This is a genomic window from Bibersteinia trehalosi USDA-ARS-USMARC-188, from assembly GCF_000521725.1.
Taxonomy (GTDB): Bacteria; Pseudomonadota; Gammaproteobacteria; order Enterobacterales; family Pasteurellaceae; genus Bibersteinia; species Bibersteinia trehalosi.
The window spans coordinates 45643-70006 of record NZ_CP006954.1; the positions used below are offsets into that span (position 1 = coordinate 45643).

At 42.5% G+C, this 24364-nt stretch carries 23 protein-coding genes and 1 pseudogene; all 24 read left to right on the forward strand.

Annotation, left to right across the window (positions count from 1 at the left end; translation table 11 throughout):
- The first annotated feature begins 99 nt into the window (after positions 1-99).
- The 24 genes and pseudogenes from F542_RS00225 (at position 100) to F542_RS00330 (ending at position 24364) form a co-directional block, all read left to right on the forward strand.
- Positions 100-303 carry a glycine zipper 2TM domain-containing protein gene (locus F542_RS00225; protein WP_025266661.1) on the forward strand — a complete coding sequence of 68 codons (204 nt, stop codon included), beginning with the start codon at positions 100-102 and terminating at the stop codon, positions 301-303.
- 116 nt (positions 304-419) lie between these two features.
- Positions 420-530 carry an LPS translocon maturation chaperone LptM gene (gene lptM / locus F542_RS10835; RefSeq protein WP_081601349.1) on the forward strand — a complete coding sequence of 37 codons (111 nt, stop codon included), beginning with the start codon at positions 420-422 and terminating at the stop codon, positions 528-530.
- A 93-nt stretch (positions 531-623) separates the two neighbouring features.
- Entirely contained in the window at positions 624-1874 is a 1251-nt protein-coding gene (gene lysA / locus F542_RS00230) for a diaminopimelate decarboxylase (RefSeq protein WP_015433614.1), read from the forward strand.
- Positions 1875-1994: 120 nt separating this feature from the next.
- Positions 1995-2405 (forward strand): preprotein translocase subunit SecE, encoded by a 411-nt coding sequence (gene secE / locus F542_RS00235; RefSeq protein WP_015433613.1) that lies wholly within the window; start codon positions 1995-1997, stop codon positions 2403-2405.
- A 2-nt stretch (positions 2406-2407) separates the two neighbouring features.
- The gene (nusG, locus tag F542_RS00240; RefSeq protein ID WP_015433612.1) at positions 2408-2977 is read left to right on the forward strand and encodes a transcription termination/antitermination protein NusG; all 570 of its coding nucleotides are present in this window, start codon (positions 2408-2410) and stop codon (positions 2975-2977) included.
- Between the two features lie 208 nt (positions 2978-3185).
- A complete protein-coding gene (gene rplK, locus F542_RS00245; RefSeq protein ID WP_015433611.1) occupies positions 3186-3614 on the forward strand; it encodes a 50S ribosomal protein L11 in 429 nt (142 codons plus the stop codon).
- Between the two features lie 4 nt (positions 3615-3618).
- Complete coding sequence (gene rplA, locus F542_RS00250) at positions 3619-4308, forward strand: 50S ribosomal protein L1 (protein ID WP_015433610.1); 690 nt, start codon at positions 3619-3621, stop codon at positions 4306-4308.
- Positions 4309-4579: 271 nt separating this feature from the next.
- Positions 4580-5071, forward strand: coding sequence for a 50S ribosomal protein L10 (gene rplJ / locus F542_RS00255; protein ID WP_015433609.1), 492 nt, complete (start codon positions 4580-4582; stop codon positions 5069-5071).
- A 55-nt stretch (positions 5072-5126) separates the two neighbouring features.
- The gene (gene rplL / locus F542_RS00260) at positions 5127-5495 is read left to right on the forward strand and encodes a 50S ribosomal protein L7/L12 (protein ID WP_005818237.1); all 369 of its coding nucleotides are present in this window, start codon (positions 5127-5129) and stop codon (positions 5493-5495) included.
- Positions 5496-5893: 398 nt separating this feature from the next.
- A complete protein-coding gene (gene rpoB, locus F542_RS00265; protein WP_015433608.1) occupies positions 5894-9922 on the forward strand; it encodes a DNA-directed RNA polymerase subunit beta in 4029 nt (1342 codons plus the stop codon).
- A 324-nt stretch (positions 9923-10246) separates the two neighbouring features.
- Positions 10247-14524, forward strand: coding sequence for a DNA-directed RNA polymerase subunit beta' (gene rpoC / locus F542_RS00270; RefSeq protein ID WP_015433607.1), 4278 nt, complete (start codon positions 10247-10249; stop codon positions 14522-14524).
- A gap of 258 nt (positions 14525-14782) precedes the next feature.
- Positions 14783-14953 carry a hypothetical protein gene (locus F542_RS10990; protein WP_155800252.1) on the forward strand — a complete coding sequence of 57 codons (171 nt, stop codon included), beginning with the start codon at positions 14783-14785 and terminating at the stop codon, positions 14951-14953.
- Positions 14954-14956: 3 nt separating this feature from the next.
- Positions 14957-15688: a ThiF family adenylyltransferase gene (locus F542_RS00275; RefSeq protein ID WP_015433606.1), complete on the forward strand. Its 732-nt coding sequence runs from the start codon at positions 14957-14959 to the stop codon at positions 15686-15688.
- Positions 15688-16071 (forward strand): hypothetical protein, encoded by a 384-nt coding sequence (locus F542_RS00280; RefSeq protein ID WP_025266662.1) that lies wholly within the window; start codon positions 15688-15690, stop codon positions 16069-16071. Before F542_RS00275 ends, F542_RS00280 begins: the two co-directional genes overlap by 1 nt.
- A gap of 61 nt (positions 16072-16132) precedes the next feature.
- The gene (locus tag F542_RS00285) at positions 16133-17224 is read left to right on the forward strand and encodes an MFS transporter (RefSeq protein ID WP_235118801.1); all 1092 of its coding nucleotides are present in this window, start codon (positions 16133-16135) and stop codon (positions 17222-17224) included.
- A 54-nt stretch (positions 17225-17278) separates the two neighbouring features.
- Positions 17279-17884: pseudogene (locus tag F542_RS00290) on the forward strand (hypothetical protein); the annotation flags it as partial.
- 131 nt (positions 17885-18015) lie between these two features.
- Positions 18016-18471 (forward strand): hypothetical protein, encoded by a 456-nt coding sequence (locus tag F542_RS00295; RefSeq protein WP_038445656.1) that lies wholly within the window; start codon positions 18016-18018, stop codon positions 18469-18471.
- An 8-nt stretch (positions 18472-18479) separates the two neighbouring features.
- Positions 18480-19697, forward strand: a complete 1218-nt coding sequence (locus F542_RS00300) for a beta-ketoacyl-ACP synthase (RefSeq protein WP_015433602.1) — start codon at positions 18480-18482, stop codon at positions 19695-19697.
- A complete protein-coding gene (locus F542_RS00305; RefSeq protein WP_015433601.1) occupies positions 19690-20133 on the forward strand; it encodes an ApeP family dehydratase in 444 nt (147 codons plus the stop codon). The genes F542_RS00300 and F542_RS00305 overlap by 8 nt, the downstream gene beginning before the upstream one ends.
- Positions 20134-20144: 11 nt before the next feature.
- Positions 20145-20873 carry a 3-oxoacyl-ACP reductase FabG gene (fabG, locus tag F542_RS00310; RefSeq protein WP_006251925.1) on the forward strand — a complete coding sequence of 243 codons (729 nt, stop codon included), beginning with the start codon at positions 20145-20147 and terminating at the stop codon, positions 20871-20873.
- Positions 20874-20935: 62 nt separating this feature from the next.
- A complete protein-coding gene (locus F542_RS00315) occupies positions 20936-22177 on the forward strand; it encodes a beta-ketoacyl-ACP synthase (RefSeq protein ID WP_015433600.1) in 1242 nt (413 codons plus the stop codon).
- Between the two features lie 188 nt (positions 22178-22365).
- Entirely contained in the window at positions 22366-22869 is a 504-nt protein-coding gene (locus F542_RS00320) for a DUF4410 domain-containing protein (protein ID WP_015433599.1), read from the forward strand.
- Positions 22866-23618, forward strand: a complete 753-nt coding sequence (locus F542_RS00325; RefSeq protein ID WP_144084223.1) for a beta-ketoacyl synthase chain length factor — start codon at positions 22866-22868, stop codon at positions 23616-23618. Before F542_RS00320 ends, F542_RS00325 begins: the two co-directional genes overlap by 4 nt.
- The gene (locus F542_RS00330) at positions 23603-24364 is read left to right on the forward strand and encodes a lysophospholipid acyltransferase family protein (protein WP_015433597.1); all 762 of its coding nucleotides are present in this window, start codon (positions 23603-23605) and stop codon (positions 24362-24364) included. The genes F542_RS00325 and F542_RS00330 overlap by 16 nt, the downstream gene beginning before the upstream one ends.

A 24364-nucleotide genomic window follows, 5' to 3' on the forward strand; every position in this document is an offset into this window, starting at 1 on the left:
CACTCTGTTTTTGGAGGCGAACTTATTGTGTTTTTTTAGCTCTTAGTTGCTGCGTTATCCATTTTGACGCACTCACAAAAAAATATTGAGGAAATTTTTATGCAAAAATTTGTAAAAACAATCGCTGTATTATCTGTAGCTGCCACCCTAGCAGCTTGTTCTGGTATGAGTGAGACGCAAAAAAATACCGCAATTGGTGTTGCCGTTGGTGCAGCAGCAGGGCATGTGATTGGTGAATCCACGGGAGCAACCTTAGGTGGCGCCGCGTTAGGTGGCGTAATTGGTAGCCAAATTGGTAAATAAATCCAATGTAATGTCTAGCCGCTTGAATCTAAATTCAAGCGGCTTTTTGTTTTCTGCTCGTGCATTCTGAGTTGTTCTTCGGTAGAATTTACGCTTATTTATTCAAGGACTACAAAATGAAAAAAATTCTCCTGATAGCTCTCATTTCTCTCTTGGGATTAACAGCATGTGGCGTAAAAGGCCCCCTCTATTTCCCTGCAGAAAGTGAACAAACTCATATTCATTAACCCTAACAAGCGGTTTATTTTTTGGAAAGTTTTGCAAAATTTTTTGCAAAATCGACAGCTTGTTTTTGCTAACAAACACAACGTGGAACATTTATGGATTATTTTAACTACAAAAACCAACAACTTTTTGCAGAAGAAGTTGCTGTGGCAGACATTATTGAACAATATGGTACGCCAGCCTATATTTACTCTCGTGCAACCCTTGAGCGCCATTGGCATGCCTTTAACAACGCGTTAGGCAATCATCCTCACTTAATCTGCTTTGCGGTGAAATCAAACTCTAATATTGCGTTATTAAATGTGATGGCTAGGCTTGGTTCAGGCTTTGATATTGTTTCACAAGGTGAATTAGAAAGGGTACTTGCTGCAGGTGGAGATGCCGGCAAAGTAGTGTTTTCTGGCGTAGCAAAATCGCATAGCGAAATACAACGTGCGTTAGAAGTTGGTATTCGTTGTTTTAATGTGGAAAGTATTGCTGAATTACATCGTATTAACCAAGTTGCCGGTGAAATAGGAAAAACAGCCCCAATCTCTTTGCGCGTGAATCCTGATGTTGATGCGCATACTCACCCCTATATTTCCACTGGTTTAAAAGAGAATAAATTTGGCGTAAGTGTTGATGTTGCGCGTGATGTCTATCGTTTAGCCAAAACCTTGCCGAATGTGCAAATCGTGGGAATGGATTGCCATATTGGTTCACAATTAACCGAGTTACAACCGTTTTTAGATGCGACAGATCGTTTAATCATATTAATGGAACAATTGAAAGAAGACGGTATTGAGCTACATCACCTAGACTTGGGAGGAGGATTAGGTGTGCCTTATACCAATGAAACTCCTCCGCATCCAAGCGAATATGCAACAGCATTGCTGGCAAAATTAAAGGATTATCCAAATTTAGAAATCATTTTAGAACCAGGGCGAGCGATTACAGCAAATGCTGGGATTTTGGTAACTAAAGTCGAATACCTAAAAGAGAATGAAGATCGTAATTTTGCCATTGTCGATACTGGTATGAATGATATGATTCGCCCTGCTTTATACGAAGCTTATATGCAAATTATTGAAGTTGATTTATCACTTAACCGAGAAAAAGCGGTGTACGATGTCGTTGGGCCAATCTGTGAAACCTCGGATTTCTTAGGTAAACAGCGTGAACTGATGATCGCTGAAGGCGATTTAATTGCCGTGCGTTCTGCTGGTGCTTATGGCGCAACAATGTCTTCAACTTACAACAGCCGTCCACAGGCCGTGGAGGTTATGGTGGATGGTGCAGATGCCCATTTAATTAAACAGCGGGCAGAGTTTGCCGATTTATGGCGTTTAGAGAGATTATTGCCATAAATGCTAAATGGGAAATTCTTGAAAAACTTTCGAAAAGCATAGAAAGAAATCCCTACAAATGCTAGAATTCCACGCTTTAAAAAATTCGAACGTTCATTTTTTATATTTTTTAGGTTAGCTATGGCAAAAGAAATTCAAAATAAAAACGCCGAAACAGTTGAGAAAGGCGTAAAAAGTAAAGGGCTAAATGGCGTATTATGGGCGATTGCGATCGTACTATTTTCCGTTGCAGCTATCGGTAATGCATATTTTGCAACACACTTTTCGTTAATTGTTCGTGTACTCTTATTAGTCGTGTTGCTTGTTGGTGCAGTTGTGTTTGCAGCATTGACCAATCAGGGGCAAAAAGCGATTGGTTTTATGAAAGATTCACGCCAAGAGTTGCGTAAAATCATTTGGCCGAAACGTCAAGAGGCGACACAAACGACATTGATTGTTGGTGCAATGTGCCTTGTTGTGGCGTTAGCACTTTGGGGTATCGATTCTATTATCGTTGCAGTAATCAACTTCCTAACTAATTTGAGATTCTAAAGATGAGCGAAACAGAACTAGAAGTAAAAGAGCCAACAAGAATGCGTTGGTATGTGTTACAAGCGTTTTCTGGCTTTGAAGCCCGTGTTGCGATGACACTGCGTGAATACATCAAATTGCATAAAATGGAAGACCAATTTGGTGAAGTGCTTGTTCCTACGGAAGAAGTGGTAGAAAATGTGGCTGGTCGCCGCCGTAAAACTGAGCGTAAATTCTTTCCTGGTTACGTATTAGTTCAAATGGAAATGAATGATGAAACTTGGCATTTGGTGAAAAGCGTGCCACGTGTAATGGGCTTTATCGGTGGTACTGCAGATAAGCCTGCACCAATTACACAGAAGGAGGCTGATCGTATCTTAAACCGCGTGCAAGAAACCGCAGATAAACCACGTCACCGTAAAGAATTCCAAGCAGGTGAAATTGTACGTGTTACTGAGGGACCGTTTGCTGACTTTACTGGTACGGTTGAGGAAGTGGATTACGAAAAAGGCAGACTCAAAGTCTCGGTTTCTATTTTCGGCCGTGCAACCCCAGTTGAGCTTGAATTTAATCAGGTTGAAAAACAGTCTTAATATTTCAAAGGCGGGTATTTCCGCCTTTTGTTTTAAGTAAGCGGTAAGTTTTGGGGAATTTCTTGCAAAAACGAAAATGTGCTTGAAAAACGATCATAATCTCTCTATAATCGCGTTCCTTACGAGCCTATTGGCTCGTATTTTTATGTAAAAACCACAGGGGAGCTAAGTAATTAGCGTTATCACCCACAACAAAGGAAACTTTAAAATGGCAAAAAAAGTACAAGCCTACGTTAAACTGCAAGTAGCAGCGGGTATGGCTAACCCATCACCACCAGTTGGTCCTGCATTAGGTCAACAAGGTGTGAACATTATGGAATTCTGTAAAGCATTCAACGCTCGTACTGAGAGCTTAGAAAAAGGTTTACCAATTCCTGTTGTTATCACTGTTTACGCAGACCGTTCTTTCACTTTCGTGACCAAAACTCCACCAGCAGCAGTATTATTGAAAAAAGCTGCAGGTATCAAATCAGGTTCTGGTAAGCCAAACAAAGATAAAGTTGGTAAAGTAACTTTAGATCAAATCCGTCAAATCGCTGAAACTAAAGCAGCGGATATGACTGGTGCAACTATTGAAACCAAAATGAAATCAATCGCTGGTACTGCTCGTTCAATGGGCTTAATCGTAGAGGAATAATACAATGGCTAAATTGACTAAAAAAATGAAAGCAATTAAAGCTGGCGTAGATTCTACTAAAGCTTATGAGATCAACGAAGCAATCGCAGTATTAAAACAATTTGCAACCGCTAAATTCGTTGAAAGCGTAGATGTAGCAGTAAACTTAGGTATTGACCCTCGTAAATCTGACCAAAACGTACGTGGTGCAACTGTATTACCACACGGTACTGGTCGTACTGCTCGTGTTGCTGTTTTCACTCAAGGTGCTAACGCAGAAGCAGCAAAAGCAGCGGGTGCAGATTTAGTTGGTATGGAAGACTTAGCTGAATTAGTGAAAAAAGGCGAAATGAACTTTGACGTTGTTATCGCTTCTCCAGATGCAATGCGTGTGGTTGGTCAGTTAGGTCAAGTATTAGGCCCACGTGGCTTAATGCCAAACCCGAAAGTAGGCACCGTTACTCCAAATGTTGCTGAAGCAGTTAAAAATGCAAAATCTGGTCAGATCCGTTACCGCAATGATAAAAACGGTATTATTCATACCACTATCGGTAAAGCAGACTTTGCACCAGAGCAATTAAAAGAGAACCTCGTTGCGTTATTAGCGGCATTAAACAAAGCTAAACCAACTACTGCAAAAGGTATCTTCATCAAGAAAGTAAGCATCTCTACCACTATGGGTGCAGGTGTTGCGGTTGATCAATCAACACTATAATTGATGTAAAACTTTACAAGACTGTGGGTTGTCTATATAATCCGCAGTTCTTTTTGGCTGAAAAGCCAATGATGGTGCTTGCCTCTCAAGCCCCGTCCAAGACCGTAGGCGAAATCATATCTAGATTTCTTAATTAAACCTACGTAGATGGTGAACAGACAGAATTTTCTGCTTCTGGACACCTTAGGCTCAAAAATTATCGTGTAAGCGGTTCTATTTTTGGGGTTTTTTGTAAATTCCACGCAAGTGGAGTGTATCAGGAGCTAAACCAATGGCATTAAATCTTCAAGACAAACAAGCGATTGTTGCTGAAGTAAATGAAGCTGCCAAAGGTGCACTTTCTGCGGTAGTTGCGGATTCTCGTGGTGTTACTGTAGAAAAAATGACTGAGTTACGTAAAGCAGCTCGCGAAGCGGGCGTTTCTATGCGCGTTGTACGTAATACTTTATTACGTCGTGCGGTAGAAGGCACTGAATTCGAGTGCTTAACCGATACGTTTACTGGTCCTACTCTTATCGCATTCTCAACTGAACACCCAGGTGCAGCAGCACGTTTGTTCACTGAATTTGCGAAAACAAACAAAGAGTTTGAAATTAAAGGTGCAGCCTTTGAAGGTAAAACACAAGATGTTGCATTCTTAGCAACGTTACCGACTTACGAAGAAGCAATTGCACGTTTAATGGGCACAATGAAAGAAGCTGCGGCAGGAAAACTTGTTCGCACTCTTGCAGCATTACGCGACCAAATGGAAGCAGCAGCTTAATTTTGAGCGCTCTTCTTTATTCGTTTAACTTTATTTATTTTAGGAATCGATTGTTATGTCATTAACTAACGAACAAATCATTGAAGCGATTGCTTCTAAATCAGTATCTGAAATCGTTGAATTAATCACTGCGATGGAAGAAAAATTCGGTGTTTCAGCAGCGGCAGCAGTAGCAGCAGCTCCAGCAGCAGGCGCAGCGGCAGCAGAAGAGAAAACTGAATTTGACGTAGTATTAGCAGACGCAGGTGCGAACAAAGTTGCTGTAATCAAAGCAGTACGTGGTGCAACTGGCTTAGGCTTAAAAGAAGCTAAAGACTTAGTTGAATCTGCTCCAGCTAACTTAAAAGAAGGCATCTCTAAAGCTGAAGCTGAAGCACTCAAAAAAGAATTAGAAGAAGCTGGTGCGAAAGTAGAAATCAAATAATTTTTGATGATACTTTTCTAGCTTTGAAAGCTAAACGGCAGGTGGATTTTCCGCCTGCCTTTTGTGCTTTAAACTTTAGGTTAGATTTGAGTCGTTTTAATCTTGCCTAATTGATTGATTTCAAAGTGATTTTTTGATGAGTGTTAATCTGCAGATAACATTTGTTAAAATTTTTTGTTAAATGATGAAATCAATACAAGCGGCTACTTTTTGTAAAAAAATGCAAATTTTAAACCGCTATCCTTCCTGAACAAACGCCAGTGCGGTAGTGATTTTTGACCCCTGATCCCTGTTCGGAAAACGACAATCCCGTATCCTTATTTTTTAATGCCACTTCTGCTGAAGTCTGTGCAGAATTGTAATTATCTCAACCATAAAAAATCAGAGGCTATCTCAAAATGGCATACTCATATTCCGAGAAAAAGCGTATTCGTAAGAGCTTTGGTAAACGCCCACAAGTTCTGAACGTACCTTATTTATTAACCATTCAGCTCGATTCTTTCGATAAATTTATCCAAAGAGATCCAGAAGGACAACAAGGTTTAGAAGCGGCATTCCGTTCTGTGTTTCCAATTGTGAGCCAAAACGGCGCAACTGAACTGCAATATGTTTCTTATGAATTAGGTGAGCCTGCATTTGATGTACGTGAATGTCAAATTCGTGGCACAACCTATGCTGCTCCATTACGTGTAAAACTTCGTTTGGTGTCTTTCGACCGTGAAGCTGCTGCTGGCACAGTAAAAGATATTAAAGAACAAAGCGTTTATATGGGCGAAATCCCACTAATGACCGATAACGGTACATTCGTGATCAACGGTACAGAGCGTGTTATCGTTTCGCAATTACATCGTAGTCCAGGTGTATTTTTCGATTCAGACAAAGGTAAAACTCACGCTTCAGGAAAAGTGCTTTATAACGCGCGTATTATTCCTTACCGTGGTTCTTGGTTAGATTTTGAGTTCGATCCAAAAGATAACTTATACGCACGTATTGACCGTCGTCGTAAGTTACCTGCCACCATTATTTTGCGTGCTTTAGGTTACACTACTGAAGAAATTTTAAATCTCTTCTTCGATAAAGTGTTGTTTGAAATCAGCGATAACCAACTACTGATGACCTTAGTACCAGAACGTCTGCGTGGTGAAACTGCAGCGTTCGATATTGAAGCAAACGGCAAAGTCTATGTCGAAAGTGGTCGTCGTATCACAGCACGCCATATCAAAGCATTAGAAAAAGATAATATTACTCAAATCGTTGTGCCAACTGAGTACATCGTAGGTAAAGTCACAGCAAAAGATTATATTGATTTAGAAACTGGTGAGATCGTTTGCCCTGCGAATATGGAAATCTCCCTTGAGTTATTAGCGAAACTAGCTCAAGCAGGTTACAACCAAATCGAAGTGTTATTCACTAATGATTTAGATCACGGTGCATACATTTCAGAAACCTTACGCATTGATCCAACTTACGACCGTTTAAGTGCGTTAGTGGAAATCTACCGTATGATGCGTCCAGGTGAACCACCAACAAAAGAAGCGGCAGAAGGCTTATTTGACAATATGTTCTTCTCAACCGACCGTTATGATTTATCCGCGGTAGGTCGTATGAAGTTCAACCGCTCTTTAGACATTCCTGAAGGCGTGGGTACTGGCATTTTAAGCCACGATGACATCATCGGCGTGATGAAAAAATTGATCGAAATCCGTAACGGTCGTGGCGAAGTGGACGATATCGACCACTTAGGTAACCGTCGTATCCGCAGCGTGGGTGAAATGGCAGAAAACCAATTCCGTATTGGTTTAGTGCGTGTTGAGCGTGCGGTGCGTGAACGTCTTTCATTAGGCGACTTAGACGGCGTAACCCCACAAGATTTAATCAATGCGAAACCAATTTCTGCGGCAGTAAAAGAGTTCTTTGGTTCATCACAACTTTCGCAATTTATGGACCAAAACAACCCGCTTTCAGAAGTAACGCACAAACGTCGTATTTCGGCATTAGGCCCGGGCGGTTTAACTCGTGAACGTGCAGGCTTTGAAGTACGTGACGTACACACCACTCACTATGGTCGTTTATGTCCAATCGAAACCCCTGAAGGTCCGAACATCGGTTTGATCAACTCACTTTCTGTTTACGCACGTACTAACAACTACGGTTTCTTAGAAACCCCATTCCGTAAAGTGGTAAATGGTCAAGTAACCGAAGAGATCGAGTATTTATCTGCGATTGAAGAAGGTAACTACGTTATCGCACAGGCGAACTCAAACTTAGATGAGAATTTCCGCTTTACTGATACTTATGTGACCTGTCGTGGTGAACACGGTGAATCTGGTTTATACCGTCCAGAAGAAATTCACTATATGGACGTTTCAACCCAGCAGGTTGTTTCTGTTGCAGCTGCGTTAATCCCATTCCTTGAGCACGACGATGCGAACCGTGCGTTGATGGGAGCGAACATGCAACGTCAGGCAGTTCCAACATTGCGTGCGGACAAACCATTAGTCGGTACAGGTATGGAAAAACCAATCGCACTCGACTCTGGTGTTGCGGTGGTGGCAAAACGTGGTGGTACTATCCAATACGTTGATGCATCTCGTATCGTAGTGAAAGTAAACGAAGATGAAACCGTTGCAGGCGAAGCGGGTATTGATATTTATAACTTAATCAAATACACCCGTTCTAACCAAAACACCTGTATCAACCAAATTCCTTGTGTGAAATTGGGTGAACCTGTGGAGCGTGGCGAAATCCTTGCAGACGGCCCTTCAACCGATTTAGGTGAATTAGCATTAGGTCAAAATATCCGTGTTGCCTTCATGCCATGGAATGGTTATAACTTCGAAGACTCCATGTTGGTTTCTGAGCGTGTGGTGCAAGAAGACCGCTTTACCACAATTCACATTCAAGAACTCTCTTGTGTGGCGCGTGACACCAAACTGGGTGCGGAAGAAATTACCGCCGACATTCCAAACGTAGGTGAAGCTGCATTAAGCAAACTTGATGAATCTGGTATCGTTTATATTGGTGCGGAAGTAAAAGGTGGCGACATCTTAGTGGGTAAAGTAACGCCAAAAGGCGAAACACAATTAACCCCAGAAGAAAAATTACTTCGTGCTATCTTCGGTGAGAAAGCGTCCGACGTAAAAGATAGCTCACTGCGTGTACCAAACGGCACTTCAGGTACAGTTATCGACGTTCAAGTCTTTACCCGTGATGGCGTAGAGAAAGATAAACGTGCGAAAGACATCGAAGAGATGCAGTTGCGTGAAGCGAAAAAAGACTTAACCGAAGAGTTAGAGATCTTAGAAGCAGGTTTATTTACCCGTGTTCGTAACTTATTGATTGAAGGTGGCGTACAAGAATCGGTATTAGATAGCTTACCTCGTGAAAAATGGTTAGAACAAACCTTAGATGACGAAGCGAAACAAAACCAACTTGAACAGCTTGCGGAACAGCACGAAGAGTTACGCAAAGAGTTTGAGCGTAAATTAGAAATTAAACGCAATAAGATCATTCAAGGCGATGATTTAGCACCGGGTGTGATGAAAGTGGTGAAAGTTTACCTCGCGGTGAAACGCCAAATTCAACCGGGTGATAAAATGGCAGGTCGTCACGGTAACAAAGGTGTTATTTCGAAAATCAACCCAGTTGAAGATATGCCATACGATGAAAACGGCCAACCAGTTGAAATCGTATTGAACCCACTGGGTGTACCATCTCGTATGAACATCGGTCAGATCTTAGAAACCCACCTAGGCTTAGCGGCTCGTGGTATCGGTGATCAAATCGACAAGATGATCAAACAGCAGCAAGAAGTGGCGAAACTGCGTGAATATATCCAAAAAGCGTATGATTTAGGTCACGGTGCACAATCTGTTGATTTAAGTACCTTCTCTGATGAAGAAGTGATGCGTTTAGCGCAAAATTTACGTAAAGGCTTACCGCTTGCAACACCAGTATTTGATGGTGCACATGAAAGCGAAATTAAAGGCTTATTGGAGCTAGGTGGCTTACCAACTTCAGGTCAGATCACCCTTTACGATGGCCGTACAGGTGAGAAATTCGAGCGTCCTGTAACCGTAGGTTATATGTATATGCTCAAATTGAACCACTTAGTTGATGACAAAATGCACGCACGTTCAACAGGTTCTTATAGCCTTGTTACCCAACAACCACTGGGTGGTAAAGCACAGTTCGGTGGTCAGCGTTTTGGTGAGATGGAGGTTTGGGCATTAGAAGCATACGGTGCAGCTTATACCTTACAAGAAATGCTAACAGTGAAATCCGATGACGTGAACGGTCGTACGAAGATGTATAAAAACATCGTGGACGGTACACACTATATGGAACCGGGAATGCCAGAATCATTCAACGTAATTACCAAAGAGATCCGTGCACTGGGTATCGATATGGAGTTGGATGAGGCGTAATAGTTGATTTTCCCTCGATCAAGCTCCCCTCTTTAGAAAAGAGGGGCGGGGGGGAGATTTGACAGAAGTAAATTACGGAGAAAATAAGTAATTAAATGCACGAAAAGCACGAATAAGAAAGACTGATTGCTCTCTCACTTCGGTTTCTCGTCTGCCAAATCTCCCCTAACCCCTCGCAGCTCAAAGAGGGGGATCAGTTCGGAGAAGAAACAAAACAAGCGGTCAAAAATCGCAAAAAATCTGCAAAAATCGACCGCTTGCAACCAAATTTACTCGCCTTGTTAAAAATAGGGCGAACCTAAAACCTACACTAGGGGCAAAAAAGTGAAAGACTTAGTTAAGTTTTTAAAAGCACAATCTAAATCAAGCGATGATTTTGATGTGATTAAAATCGGTTTAGCATCACCAGACAAGATCCGTTCTTGGTCATTCGGTGAAGTGAAAAAACCAGAAACCATCAACTACCGTACTTTTAAACCAGAGCGTGATGGTCTGTTCTGTGCGCGTATCTTTGGGCCGGTAAAAGATTACGAATGTTTGTGTGGTAAATACAAACGTTTAAAACACCGTGGTGTAATCTGTGAAAAATGTGGCGTTGAAGTAACGCAAACTAAAGTTCGCCGTGATCGTATGGGTCACATCGAATTAGCGTGTCCTGTTGCGCACATCTGGTTCTTAAAATCATTACCGTCCCGTATCGGTTTGATTTTAGATATGCCATTGCGTGATATTGAGCGTGTGCTTTATTTTGAAAGCTATGTGGTTATCGAGCCGGGTATGACTGATCTCGAGAAAAACCAACTTTTAACCGAAGAACAATACTGGGAAGCGGAAGAGCGTTGGGGTGATGAGTTTGAAGCAAAAATGGGTGCAGAAGGTATCCAGGCATTGTTGAAAGACTTAGATTTAGAGCATCAATGTGAAGTATTGCGTGAAGAGTTACAAGAAACTAACTCTGAAACCAAACGTAAAAAAATCACTAAACGTTTGAAATTATTAGAAGCATTCATGCAATCTGGTAACAAACCAGAATGGATGGTAATGACTGTATTACCTGTGCTTCCACCAGATTTACGTCCATTAGTACCACTTGATGGTGGTCGTTTTGCGACTTCAGATCTGAACGATTTATATCGCCGTGTAATCAACCGTAACAATCGTTTAAAACGCTTATTAGACTTAGTTGCACCAGACATTATCGTGCGTAACGAAAAACGTATGTTGCAAGAATCTGTTGATGCGTTATTAGATAACGGTCGTCGTGGTCGTGCGATTACAGGTTCAAACAAACGTCCGTTAAAATCTTTGGCAGATATGATCAAAGGTAAACAAGGTCGTTTCCGTCAAAACTTGCTCGGTAAACGTGTGGACTACTCAGGCCGTTCGGTAATCACCGTAGGTCCATACTTACGCCTACACCAATGTGGTTTACCGAAAAAAATGGCGTTGGAATTATTCCGTCCGTTTATTTACTCTAAATTAGAGAGCCGTGGTATTGCATCAACCATCAAAGCGGCGAAGAAAATGGTAGAGCGTGAAGATCCAATCGTATGGGATATTCTTGCTGAAGTGATTCGTGAACACCCTATTCTGCTTAACCGTGCACCAACTCTTCACCGTTTGGGTATCCAAGCGTTTGAACCGTTGTTAATTGAAGGTAAAGCAATTCAGTTACACCCACTTGTGTGTGCGGCGTTTAACGCGGACTTCGATGGTGACCAAATGGCGGTACACGTTCCATTAACCCTTGAAGCGCAATTAGAAGCGCGCGCGTTAATGATGTCCACTAACAACGTACTTTCACCTGCGAACGGTGATCCGATTATCGTTCCATCTCAGGACGTTGTATTAGGTCTTTACTATATGACCCGTGACAAAGTGAACGGTAAAGGTGAAGGGATGTATTTCCTTGACCCACGTGAAGCGGAAAAAGCATATCGTACTGGTCAAGCGGAATTACACGCCCGTGTTAAAGTGCGCATCACTGAATATGAGAAGAATGAAGCTGGTGAATTTGAAGCAAAAACTTCATTAGTGGAAACGACTATTGGTCGTGCTATTTTATGGATGATCGCACCAAAAGGTATGCCATATTCACTGTTTAACCAAACTTTAGGTAAAAAAGCGATCTCGAAACTGATCAACGAAAGCTATCGCCGTTTAGGTTTGAAAGAGTCAGTTGTTTTTGCAGACCAAATTATGTACACCGGTTTTGCTTATGCAGCCCGTTCTGGTTCATCGGTAGGTATTGATGATATGGTGATCCCAGAGCAAAAATACTCAATTATCGAAGCAGCAGAAGCAGAAGTTGCTGAAATTCAAGAACAGTTTAACGCAGGTCTTGTAACCGCAGGTGAGCGTTATAACAAAGTGATCGATATTTGGGCGGCTGCGAACGAACGTGTAGCAAAAGCGATGATGGAAAACCTTTCAACGGAAGAAGTAATCAACCGTGAAGGTAACCCTGAAAAACAAGCCTCATTTAACAGCATCTTTATGATGGCAGATTCTGGTGCGCGTGGTTCTGCGGCACAGATTCGTCAGCTTGCTGGTATGCGTGGTTTGATGGCACGTCCAGATGGTTCGATTATCGAAACGCCAATCACCGCGAACTTCCGTGAAGGCTTAAACGTATTACAGTACTTTATTTCAACCCATGGTGCGCGTAAAGGTCTTGCGGATACCGCATTAAAAACAGCGAACTCTGGTTACTTAACTCGTCGTCTAGTGGATGTAGCACAAGACTTGGTAATCGTTGAAGACGACTGTGGCACCGAGGAAGGTATCGTCATGACACCACATATTGAAGGTGGCGATGAGAAAGTACCATTACGTGAGCTTGTATTAGGTCGTGTGGTTGCAGAAGATGTATTAAAACCGGGTTCAGACGAAGTTTTAATTGCACGTAATACACTAATCGATGAAAAATTGTGTGATGTGATCGACCAAAACTCTGTCGATAGCATCAAAGTACGCTCAGTAGTAACCTGTAACACAGACTTTGGTGTGTGTGCGAAATGTTACGGTCGTGACTTAGCTCGTGGTCACTTGATTAACCAAGGTGAAGCGGTTGGTGTTATCGCAGCACAATCTATCGGTGAACCGGGTACACAGCTAACGATGCGTACGTTCCACATCGGTGGTGCGGCATCTGCAGCAGCTAAAGAATCTAGCGTTCAAGTGAAAAATGCGGGTACAATTAAATTAGCCAATGCGAAATTTGTAACTAACAAAGATGGCAAGATTGTGCTTACTTCACGTAATACTGAATTAACCGTGATCGACAGCTTTGGTCGTACCAAAGAGAACTATAAAGTGCCTTACGGTGCTGTATTAAGCAAAAACGATGGTGCAGAAGTTACCGCTGGTGAAGTGGTCGCAAACTGGGATCCACATACCATGCCGATCATCTCGGAAGTATCTGGTTTCATCAAATTTGCAGACATCGTGGACGGCTTAACTGTTACTCGTCAAACCGATGAATTAACAGGTTTATCTTCTATCGTGGTACAAGATGCGGGTGAGCGTCCAACCGCAGGTAAAGATTTACGTCCAGCGTTAAAATTAGTGGATGCACAAGGTAATGACATTCTGCACAACGATACTCCAGTACAATATATCCTTCCGGGTAAAGCGATTGTAAGCTTGAACGAAGGTGCGGAAGTGTCTGTGGGTGAAGCGTTAGCACGTATTCCACAAGAAAGTACAGGTACGAAAGATATTACCGGTGGTCTTCCACGCGTTGCAGACTTATTCGAAGCTCGCAAACCGAAAGAGCCAGCCATCTTGGCGGAAATCTCAGGTATCGTATCATTTGGTAAAGAAACCAAAGGAAAACGCCGCTTAGTGATTACCCCAGCAGAAGGCGAAGCACATGAAGAGATGATTCCAAAATGGCGTCAGCTCAACGTATTTGAAGGTGAGATGGTTCAACGTGGTGATGTGATCTCTGATGGTGCAGAGACACCACATGACATCTTACGTTTACGTGGCGTTCACGCTGTAACTGACTACATCGTAAACGAAGTGCAAGAAGTTTACCGCTTACAAGGGGTAAAAATTAACGACAAGCACATCGAAGTGATCGTCCGTCAAATGTTGCGTAAAGCGATCATCACTAATGCTTACGACTCTGAGTTCCTCGAAGGCGAACAAGTTGAAGTTGCACGAGTGAAAATCGTTAACCGCAAACGCGAAGCGGAAGGCAAACCGCTGGTAGAATTTGAACGTGAACTACTTGGTATTACCAAAGCATCACTTGCAACAGAAAGCTTTATTTCTGCGGCATCGTTCCAAGAGACTACTCGCGTGCTTACCGAAGCAGCAGTTGCAGGTAAACGTGATGAATTGCGTGGCTTAAAAGAGAACGTTATCGTTGGTCGCTTAATCCCAGCAGGTACAGGTTTTGCCTACCACAAGGAACGTGCAAAACGCCGTGCAGCGGGTGAAGAGTTCAGCTTGAATATCGAAGCAGCGACGCCAGTTTCTTCTTTTGCAAGTGCAGAAGACATTGAAGCGGAAACTCAAAGCTTTGTCGCTGATGATGCAACTAGCAGCCTCGCCGCATTGTTAAATGCAGGTATGGATGAAGTAGAAGAGTAGATAATTACTCATTAATAAGACTAGCCCTCTAGTAGACATACTAGAGGGCTATTTTTTTGTAATCAACAGTGAGTTGTACTTTCTCTTACATGCTTAGCTTGTAATTTTCATAGTTTTTCTTGATTCATTATGTTGTTTCATTTGAGTGCCCTCATAGTTAGTTTTTAATCTCTACCATTATTGCTAATGATAACCACTTGTGTTAAGTTGGCGTTGTGTCTGTACTATAGAATATATGTTATGTCAAGGAGATTTCCTATGGAGAATAGATATAAATTAAAATCTGATGCAATGGTACATCATTTAGATGGGGTAACTAAGATAACACTAGGTACTCTTTGTGTTGATATCGAAGATGAAAATATGCACTATTTTTTTATTTTAGAAAAGAGAATATGGTATAAGCATGATTTGGAAATCTCATTGTAGGATATGCTTGTTGAGTATAATTTAATTATTCGAGAATATAATAATTATTATATTGATACTAGATTTGAGAAGAATATTATTTTATTTGAGTCTTTGATGGAATTTAGTTATATAAAAACCCCTATTGATATTCAAGAGAATATTTTTAATAAAAGAATATTGTTATTGGGGGTTGGTGGTGTTGTTTTGGATAACTTATTGAGAATAGGGGGACGGAACTTTATAGTTTTGGATTGCGATTATGTTGATTGTACAAATCTTAATCGCCAATTATTTTTTTCAGAAGCTGATATTGGAATAAAAAAAGTTGATGTTGTTAAGTATAAAAATAAAGATGTTAATATTATACCTAGGGATGTGTATTTGAATACAATAGAGCAGTTAAATGATATATGTATGGAGTATAGACCTGATTTTATCGTGAATGCTTTAGATACTCCAGCGAATATAGAGGAAATAGTCTTTAATGTTTCAAGATTGTTTAATATACCTAGTATTAGCTGTGGAGTTGGTATTAATAGTGGTTTTTGGGGGCCTATTTATCCAAACTCAGAATTACATCATATAGGTCATAGAATTAGTAATGCTGTTGTATCTGGTTCGATATCAACTACAAATATGATTATAGCAAGTCTAATGTGTAATGATATATTGTTATATTGGGTGAACCCCAATAATAATCTCTTTAAAAGAAAGATAATTAATTTTCATAGTAATTATTGTGAGGTCATTTAATGAGTAATATTAATATTATTTTAGATTCTGAGTTTGCAGAGTGTTTTCCCTTTTTATGCAAGGATTTTTCATCAAGAGTTATACTTTCTACTATGTATGAACCATTATTTAATAAGGTGAATGGAGAATACAATAGTTATTATATTAAGAAGTATTCCTTGCGTGATGGATATCTTGAGCTAGTATTTTTTAATGATCTAAGATGGTCTAATAGTGATTATCTTACATCTACAGATGTATATAATACATTACTATATCAGATAAGAAATAAGATAATTTTTTCCTGTTACTTAGACTTTATATCTGGTGTTTCTGATTATTTGTATAACGATGGTGACGAGTCTTTAATAAATATTATAGATGTGAAAAATGAAAATAAGTAATCTTAAAAAGATAATGGTTTTTGGTTTTCTAGGAAATTTTTTCTTTGAAAGGAGTATTTGGATGATCTTTTTACAAGCAAAAGGATTGTCTATGTATGAAATTTCCATTTTACAGATGGCTCTAAATATCACTATGTTTTTGTTTGAAGTTCCTTCAGGGATTTTGTCAGATAAGTTTGGAAGAAAACCTCCTGCTTTTTTAGGTATATCTTTTTCGATCATATATCTTATTGGAATGTTGTATTTAAATGAGTTTTTTTATCTAGTTATCGTATTTATAGTATATGGTATAGGGATATCTTTGCTATCTGGAGTAGATCAATCTCTTATTTATGAGCAATTAGATTATTATGGTAAACAAGAAATATACCATAAAACAATAGGTTTTTATAATGCAATATCAATTGCTGCCCTAGCTGTGAGTGCATTAGTGGGAGGTTGGCTTGCTGAAAATAAATATTGGGAGCTTATTTTCTATTTTGGTGTGCTTTTCCAATTAATGTCATTACTATTTCTATATTTTATTAAGGATTTCTATAAACTACTACCCCATAATAATAAAGCGAAAAAGTCATTCTTTGGGATAGGTATTTTAAGAGTGGATGGGAAGGTGCTTTTTATTATCTGTATACTTGGTATATTTCAAGGGGTTTTTTCTTCTGTTGTCTTATATTATCAGAAAGTTTTAGATTATGCTGGAGTTTCAATTTTTTATATTTCTATTCTCTATTCATTATCTTTTGTTTTTAGCTCTTTTTCTTCAGTTATGTCTGGGTTTGTTTCAGAGAAGATAGGAGAGGTAAAAGCTGTTTTATTATTTTCACTTTTATTGTTGTTCTCTTTTTTTTTATCTCTATCTTTAAATATAGGTTTGCTTATTGTAACGTTTTTTGTTGTATTGATTTGCTATGAGATTATTGATACATCATTAGGTGTAATTCTAAATCATATGCTTACACCAGAGATAAGAGGAACATATCTTTCAATAACAAATTCATTATGTGCATTCGTAATGACAGCCTCATTTATGATTATTGGAATTTTATCTAGATATTTTGAATTTTCTAGTTTGATCTTTTCGTATGGTATTATTACTATATTGTTATACCTGTCAGTATTTTTTATCTATAAGAAGAAAATAGTGTTTTCTTAATAAAGATATTTTATAGAAAGTAAGCTACTTTGTGTTGTTGCTTTGTGAGGATGAAATTTCTTCGAAGCTCGTAAACCGAAAGAGCCAGCTATCTTAGCGGAAATCTCAGGTATCGTATCATTTGGTAAAGAAACCAAAGGAAAACGCCGCTTGGTGATCACTCCAGCAGAAGGCGAAGCACATGAAGAGATGATTCCAAAATGGCGTCAGCTCAACGTATTTGAAGGTGAGATGGTTCAACGTGGTGATGTGATCTCTGATGGTGCAGAGACACCACATGACATCTTACGTTTACGTGGCGTTCACGCTGTAACTGACTACATCGTAAACGAGGTGCAAGAAGTTTACCGCTTACAAGGGGTAAAAATTAACGACAAGCGCATCGAAGTGATCGTCCGTCAAATGTTGTGTGGCTTAAAAGAGAACGTCATCGTAGGTCGCTTAATCCCAGCAGGTACAGGCTTTGCCTACCACAAAGAGCGAGCAAAACGCCGTGCAGCGGGTGAAGAGTTCAGCTTGAATATCGAAGCAGCGACGCCAGTTTCTTCTTTTGCAAGTGCAGAAGACATTGAAGCGGAAACTCAAAGCTTTGTCGCTGATGATGCAACTAGCAGCCTAGCCGCATTGTTAAATGCAGGTATGGATGAAGTAGAAGAGTAATCATTGACTGACAAAATCTAGGGGCGTATGCCATACGCCCTAATAGAAAAGCCCTGAATGGTTTAGCTGTTCAGGGCTTTTTTCGCAATATCAAATTACGCTATACTAGCTTAAAAAATGTGGCGGTTAATATGATGCGGAGATATATCTTTTTGGCAATTTTTAGCGGTTTCTTGACCGCTTGTCTGACTTTACCAGAACCTGTACAACTTCCCTCGCAAGTTGAGTCTATAAAGTCATTTAAAATTGAGCAACAAACGCCAAAATATCAAACTTCCTTACTTATTGTGCAATTTGAATCACAACATTGGCGTTGGATACTGACCGATCCATTAGGTAGTCCATTAGCTCGGCTCATTTTAACCCCGAAAGGTTGGCAAAATGATGGATTTGTAATGCCAAATTCTCAAGCAAAAGCGTTGTTTACCGCACTCGCAGTTGCTCTTAATCCAAATACTCCCCCTTTTAAGCTAGATGAAAAATGGGCAATAGCAAAACCAGAAAAGAATGCATCGTATTTTTTGATCGGTTTGCCTGATAATACATGGTGGAAAGTGGAAGAGTTAAGTGAAACAGCAATAAATTAGGAAATGAAATGATGCTATATCTCTCTCTGCCAGCAATAACAACTTCGCTAGGTGATGGTATAAATGCACATATTGATATATTACTCAATAATGCAAGCTCGCCTTTATCATTAACAAATAATCCCTTTTCTGAGCATCAAATTTCAAGTGAAGCTAAAATGTTGGGCGAGATTCGCACGGTTTTACGCGAATTTCCAGCAGATTTATCAGCGGTACATCGCAGCCGTAATAACCAATTACTTTGGCATGCCCTTGCAGAAATTGAGCCGAAAATTACCGCTTGTATCGAGCAATTCGGGCGTGAGCGGATTGCGGTGATCATCGGCACGTCCACTACCGGCGCCGATGAAAATATTCCCGTTTTCAAAGCCGGTGTGCAGGGCGATTATGCCACCGAGCAGTTTAATCAACAGCAAATTCTCTTCTCTGCGCCGTCCGACTTTGTTGCCGAAGTGTATGGCTTAACGGGGCTGAGTTATGGCATTTCCACTGCTTGCACTTCTGGGGCAAGGGCGTTAATTTCTGCTGCCCGTTTACTGAAAGCCGGCTTGTGCGATGCGGTGATTTGCGGCGGTGTGGATACCCTTTCGCCTTTAACTATCAGCGGATTTAGCTCGCTGGAAGTGCTATCAAACCAACAAACCAACCCATTTTCCGCTAACCGTAACGGTATTAACATCGGCGAAGGCGCAGCGGTGTTTGTGATGAGCCGTGAACCGTTGGACGAACATCGCATTCAGTTACTGGGTTATGCTTCCAGCTCGGACGCTTACCATATGTCCTCGCCTCACCCCGAAGGGGAAGGGGCGATTTCCGCTTTCCAAAATGCTCTACACAATGCCAACTTAGACGCAGCCGACATCGGCTGGATCAACCTGCACGGCACAGGGACGCTTCACAACGATCAAATGGAAAGCCTCGCTGTTGCAAAAATCTTCGGTAATCAGACCGCTTGCACCACCACCAAACCCTACACAGGGCATACGCTCGGGGCTGCCGGTGCGGTGGAAGCGGCGATTTTGTGGGGAATGCTCAGTCGCCAACACAACCCGGCCGGCAAGCTCCCTGCGCAATTATGGGATAAACAAGCGGACGAAAACCTACCGAACCTTGCGATCACCGATGAACAGAGCCATTGGGCAGCAGGCAGACGGATTGGCGCAAGCAGCTCTTTTGCCTTTGGCGGCAACAACAGCGTGCTGATTTTGGGAGAAAGCGATGCATAAATTCACCTTCCCTATCGAACAAATTGCACCATTGGTTCCGCATAGTGGCAATATGATCCTACTCGACCGCATTACCGCATTCGGCGAGGATTTTCTGACCGCTGAAGCCAACATTCGCCCTGATAATCCGCTGATCAAACACGGCAAACTTGCCACCTACGCCGGCATTGAAATTATGGCTCAAGGCGTGGCTGCGTGGGCTGGGTGTATTGCCACACAAGCCGGCGAACCGGTTCGCTTAGGCTATCTGCTCGGTACTCGCAAACTGCACCTCCACCGCCAAGAAATCCCGATTGGCTCACAGCTACAAATTCAGATCAAAATGTCTATTCAAGATGCCACCGGCTTCGGCGTATTCGACTGCCAACTGATCGATTTAGCCGACAACCAAGTGCTTTTAGAAGGGGCGCTGAATGTGTTTAGTCCAAAAGAATAAGGAAACAAGAGATGAATAATACAGTTCTCATCACCGGCTCGAGCCGTGGTATCGGTAAAGCGATTGCTTTAACCCTTGCACAACAAGGGTTTGATATTGTGGTGCATTGCCGTTCTCGTGTGGAAGAGGCGGAAGCGGTGGCACAAGCGGTCAGAAATCTCGGAAAAAATGCCAGAGTGTTACAGTTTGATGTGGCGGATCGTGAAAAAGTGCGGTCGATTTTAGAGGCAGATGTGGAACAACACGGTGCCTATTACGGTGTGGTGCTAAATGCAGGGCTTACCCGTGATAACGCCTTTCCTGCTTTAACCGATGAGGATTGGGACAGCGTGTTGCGTACCAATTTAGACGGTTTTTATAACGTCCTGCACCCGATTATGATGCCGATGATCCGCCGCCGTAAAGCAGGCAGGATTGTCTGTATCACCTCGGTTTCCGGCTTGATCGGCAACCGTGGGCAGGTCAATTACAGCGCTTCAAAAGCCGGCATTATTGGTGCGGCAAAAGCACTCGCCATCGAGCTTGCCAAACGTAAAATCACGGTAAACTGCGTCGCGCCCGGCTTGATTGATACCGATATTCTGGACGAAAACGTCCCAATCGAAGAAATTCTCAAAATGATCCCCGCAGGACGAATGGGCGATCCTGATGAAGTGGCACACGCCGTTGCATTTTTAATGGATGAAAAAGCCGCTTACATCACACGCCAAGTCATCGCCGTTAATGGTGGGTTGTGTTAACTTTAGGATAATAATTCGTAGGGGCGGATCCAGTACCCGCCCGAAGCCAAAAAGAGATAAATATGAAACGAGTCGTCATCACTGGCATTGGTGCGGTTACCGCTTTTGGTAAAGAGTGGATGGAAGTGAAAGCAGCCTTCCAACGCAAGCAAAATGCCGTTCAACATAAAGCGGAGTGGGTTGAACGTTACCCAGAATTAGAGGCACAATTAGGGGCGGAAATTCACGGCTATCAACCGCCGAAACATTGGAACCGCAAGCAGCTGCGCAGCCTTGGGCGAGTGTCGCAATTTGTGGTGGAGGCCAGCGAGCGGGCTTTAGCACAGGCCGGTTTGCTGGACGAAAACGGCGTGATTTTCGACTGGCTAAAAGACGGGCGAATGGGTGTGGCGTGTGGCTCGTCCACTGGCTCTACCAATGATATCAAAGATGCTGCCGAATTACTGATGACCGGCAAATCAGACGGCTTCAATGCCAACACCTATGTGCGAATGATGCCTCACACCACCGCTGCCAATATTGGCATTTTCTTCGGGCTGACAGGGCGGATTATCCCTACCTCCAGCGCTTGCTCCTCGGGCAGCCAAGGTATCGGCTACGCTTACGAAGCCATTAAATACGGTATGATCCCGATGATGCTTGCCGGCGGTGGCGAAGAATTTTGTGCCTCCGAAGTCTATGTATTCGACAGCCTCTACGCGGCCAGCCGCCGCAACGACAACCCAAAAGGCACGCCACGCCCCTATGACAAAGACCGAGACGGCTTAGTGATCGGCGAGGGAGCGGGGATGTTTGTGTTAGAAGAGCTGGAACACGCGTTGGCACGAGGGGCAAACATTATCGCCGAAGTGGTGGGCTATGGTGCAAACAGTGACGGTTCCCACGTCACCCGCCCACAAGCCACCACAATGCAACGCTGTATGGAACTCGCCCTCAAAGATGCCGGTATTCCACCGAACCAAGTCGGCTATGTAAACGGACACGGCACGGCCACCGAGCAGGGCGACATTGCCGAAACTCAAGCCACCGCAGCGGTGTTCGGCAAAATTCCGCTCAGCTCGCAAAAAAGCTACTTAGGGCATACACTCGGTGCCTGTGGTGCGTTGGAAAGTTGGTTCAGCATTGAAATGATGCGAGACGGCTGGTTCGCCCCAACACTGAATTTAGAAAATGTCGATGAACGCTGTGGCGACTTGGACTACCTTCAAGGTGACGGACGGGAAATCCACACCGATTATGTGATGAACAACAATTTCGCCTTTGGTGGTGTGAATACCTCGCTGATTTTTAAACGGTGGAAATAGTAAGGGGCGTTTACTCGCTTCGCTCACACTTTGTGCCGTTGCTTTACAACGTTCAAATTACCGAGTTCAATATTTAAGTCAGTAAGTTGTCCCGCTTTTGGGGGATAGATCACTCTTCCCCAAATATTAGAAAAGCTTATCGCATTCGTGTAAAATAAGTTAAATTTTATCTATTCATTGGAACAACAATGAAAAAACTTTTATCACTCTTTATTTTAGGATTATCACTTATCTTAACAGGTTGTAGCTCTCTTAAGACCGAAAACAACTTAGAAAGAAACCCTGAAACTAAATATGCTTCATTTAAAGTGGTGAATACGACTTCGGAGCATTCTATTGATCCTAAAGTCGCTAACCTTTTTGGTGCAGAACTTCGCGCACAGTTGAGTAAATTTGGCTATAAAGAAGGCGATGATGTAACGATCAGTTATAGCGTTGATGCTTTTGATCAAGGTAACCGCGCGCTTCGAATGTTTGTTGGCTTTGGTGTAGGGAAAGGCACAATGGAGTTTTCTGCGGCATTAAAAGATAAATCGGGCAAATCGCTTGGCAATATTTCGACTGAATCTGCACTAAAAATGGGATTTTTTGGCGGAAGTTTGGATAATTTAATCCGTAAAAATGCTATTGCTGTTGCAACTCGTATTCATAAAGCAAAAATTTTTCAAAAAGCGGAACAAGCTAAAGAGTGATGAACCCAATCTGCACCTTCTCTTTCAATATTTCAGCATGGAACGTGGTTGCCAATAAAGCCTTGTCGGTTGAAGATTGGCAACAGGGCGAGGCGTTTTGGCAGGCAAATGCCGAGCGTTGGGAAACGGTTTCGCCGAAATTGGCATTTCTGCCGCCGCTCAAACGCCGCCGTTTAAGCGATGCGGCTCGCCTTTTCTTTGAAAGTGCGTGGGAATTAACGGCAGAGGGCGAAAATCTGCCGGTGGTGTATGCCTCACAAAACAGCGAAATCAATCGCAGTTTTGCCCTGTGGGAAAGCCTATTGAAAGAGGGCGATGTGTCGCCGACTTCATTTAGCCTGTCGGTGCATAATGCGCTGGTGGGGCAGTGGTCGGAAATGCGTCGGGTGAAAGCGGAGACCACTGCGATTGCCGCACAACAGGATAATTTGGAAACTGCCCTGCTGGAAGCCTATTTGTTGCTCAATGATGGGCATCAGAAAGTGCTGGTCGTGGTGGCGGAAGATCCGCTGGCGAAAGCGTATAACGCCGAGCCGGTTTATCGCCAACCCTTTGCTTATGCTTTGGCATTAGTGGTGGAGCAAGGCAGTCAGTATCAGCTTGAACTGCACTCACAAGCGGTCGAAAACAGCGAAAAAGTTACAAATGGGGATAATGCCCTGATCTTTGTGCAACAACAGCACTTGGGCAACCGAGCGTGGCAAACCTCGGCAAGCCGTGGAGGTGTGTGGCGATGGGTGAAAAACTAAACTGGCTGAAACGCTTTGTCGCCACGCTGTTTGGTTTTGTGATTTTCGGCGTGGTGGGGGTGCTGTTTATCCCGCTACTTTATCCTTACGCCAAAAATTACCCGCATAACCCGCTCGCCACCCAGCTTAAAGGGCGCAAAATCGTCAGCCGAACCTGGTACTATTTTGTGCGTTATCTGCAATGGAGTGGGGTGCTGGAAGTGCATTATCACGGCTTTGAAAAACTCGGCAGAGCAGGGCAATTGGTGCTTGCCAATCACCCTTCACTACTGGATGTGGTGCTGATTTTCAGCCAAGAACACCGTTTTAACTGCATTGTAAAGCAAGATTTAATGCAAAATCCGGCAATGGTTAGCCCGATTAAAGCCTGCGGTTTTGTGCCGAACACCGAAAGTGAAGAGCTACTTGAGATCAGCCACCAAATCTTACAAACCCAGCCGTTACTGCTGTTCCCCGAAGGCACGAGAACCAAAGATGATGGCGTGGTGCGATTGCACCGTGGGGCGGTCTCTATCGGGCTACGCAGTGCGAAAGTGATTACCCCGATTGTGATTCAACTGCAACATCGTGCCTTGAAAAAAGGGCAGCCGTGGTATGACATCGCCAAGCACAAAATGATTTACACGCTCAGGGTGGGCGAGGATATCGATCCGCAAACCTATTTGGCAGAAAAGACGTTGCCGATTGCCTCACGCCGCCTGAATGCAGATTTGGAAACCTATTTTAATACCTACTCGAAGGAATAA

What these genes read in the sequence shown, in the direction of transcription:
- F542_RS00225 (WP_025266661.1), top strand. Translation starts at nt 100, where the DNA reads ATGCAAAAATTTGTAAAAACAATCGCTGTATTATCTGTAGCTGCCACC.
- lptM (WP_081601349.1), top strand. Translation starts at nt 420, where the DNA reads ATGAAAAAAATTCTCCTGATAGCTCTCATTTCTCTCTTGGGATTAACA.
- lysA (WP_015433614.1), top strand. Translation starts at nt 624, where the DNA reads ATGGATTATTTTAACTACAAAAACCAACAACTTTTTGCAGAAGAAGTT.
- secE (WP_015433613.1), top strand. Translation starts at nt 1,995, where the DNA reads ATGGCAAAAGAAATTCAAAATAAAAACGCCGAAACAGTTGAGAAAGGC.
- nusG (WP_015433612.1), top strand. Translation starts at nt 2,408, where the DNA reads ATGAGCGAAACAGAACTAGAAGTAAAAGAGCCAACAAGAATGCGTTGG.
- rplK (WP_015433611.1), top strand. Translation starts at nt 3,186, where the DNA reads ATGGCAAAAAAAGTACAAGCCTACGTTAAACTGCAAGTAGCAGCGGGT.
- rplA (WP_015433610.1), top strand. Translation starts at nt 3,619, where the DNA reads ATGGCTAAATTGACTAAAAAAATGAAAGCAATTAAAGCTGGCGTAGAT.
- rplJ (WP_015433609.1), top strand. Translation starts at nt 4,580, where the DNA reads ATGGCATTAAATCTTCAAGACAAACAAGCGATTGTTGCTGAAGTAAAT.
- rplL (WP_005818237.1), top strand. Translation starts at nt 5,127, where the DNA reads ATGTCATTAACTAACGAACAAATCATTGAAGCGATTGCTTCTAAATCA.
- rpoB (WP_015433608.1), top strand. Translation starts at nt 5,894, where the DNA reads ATGGCATACTCATATTCCGAGAAAAAGCGTATTCGTAAGAGCTTTGGT.
- F542_RS10990 (WP_155800252.1), top strand. Translation starts at nt 14,783, where the DNA reads ATGGAGAATAGATATAAATTAAAATCTGATGCAATGGTACATCATTTA.
- F542_RS00275 (WP_015433606.1), top strand. Translation starts at nt 14,957, where the DNA reads ATGCTTGTTGAGTATAATTTAATTATTCGAGAATATAATAATTATTAT.
- F542_RS00280 (WP_025266662.1), top strand. Translation starts at nt 15,688, where the DNA reads ATGAGTAATATTAATATTATTTTAGATTCTGAGTTTGCAGAGTGTTTT.
- F542_RS00285 (WP_235118801.1), top strand. Translation starts at nt 16,133, where the DNA reads ATGATCTTTTTACAAGCAAAAGGATTGTCTATGTATGAAATTTCCATT.
- F542_RS00295 (WP_038445656.1), top strand. Translation starts at nt 18,016, where the DNA reads ATGATGCGGAGATATATCTTTTTGGCAATTTTTAGCGGTTTCTTGACC.
- F542_RS00300 (WP_015433602.1), top strand. Translation starts at nt 18,480, where the DNA reads ATGATGCTATATCTCTCTCTGCCAGCAATAACAACTTCGCTAGGTGAT.
- F542_RS00305 (WP_015433601.1), top strand. Translation starts at nt 19,690, where the DNA reads ATGCATAAATTCACCTTCCCTATCGAACAAATTGCACCATTGGTTCCG.
- fabG (WP_006251925.1), top strand. Translation starts at nt 20,145, where the DNA reads ATGAATAATACAGTTCTCATCACCGGCTCGAGCCGTGGTATCGGTAAA.
- F542_RS00315 (WP_015433600.1), top strand. Translation starts at nt 20,936, where the DNA reads ATGAAACGAGTCGTCATCACTGGCATTGGTGCGGTTACCGCTTTTGGT.
- F542_RS00320 (WP_015433599.1), top strand. Translation starts at nt 22,366, where the DNA reads ATGAAAAAACTTTTATCACTCTTTATTTTAGGATTATCACTTATCTTA.
- F542_RS00330 (WP_015433597.1), top strand. Translation starts at nt 23,603, where the DNA reads ATGGGTGAAAAACTAAACTGGCTGAAACGCTTTGTCGCCACGCTGTTT.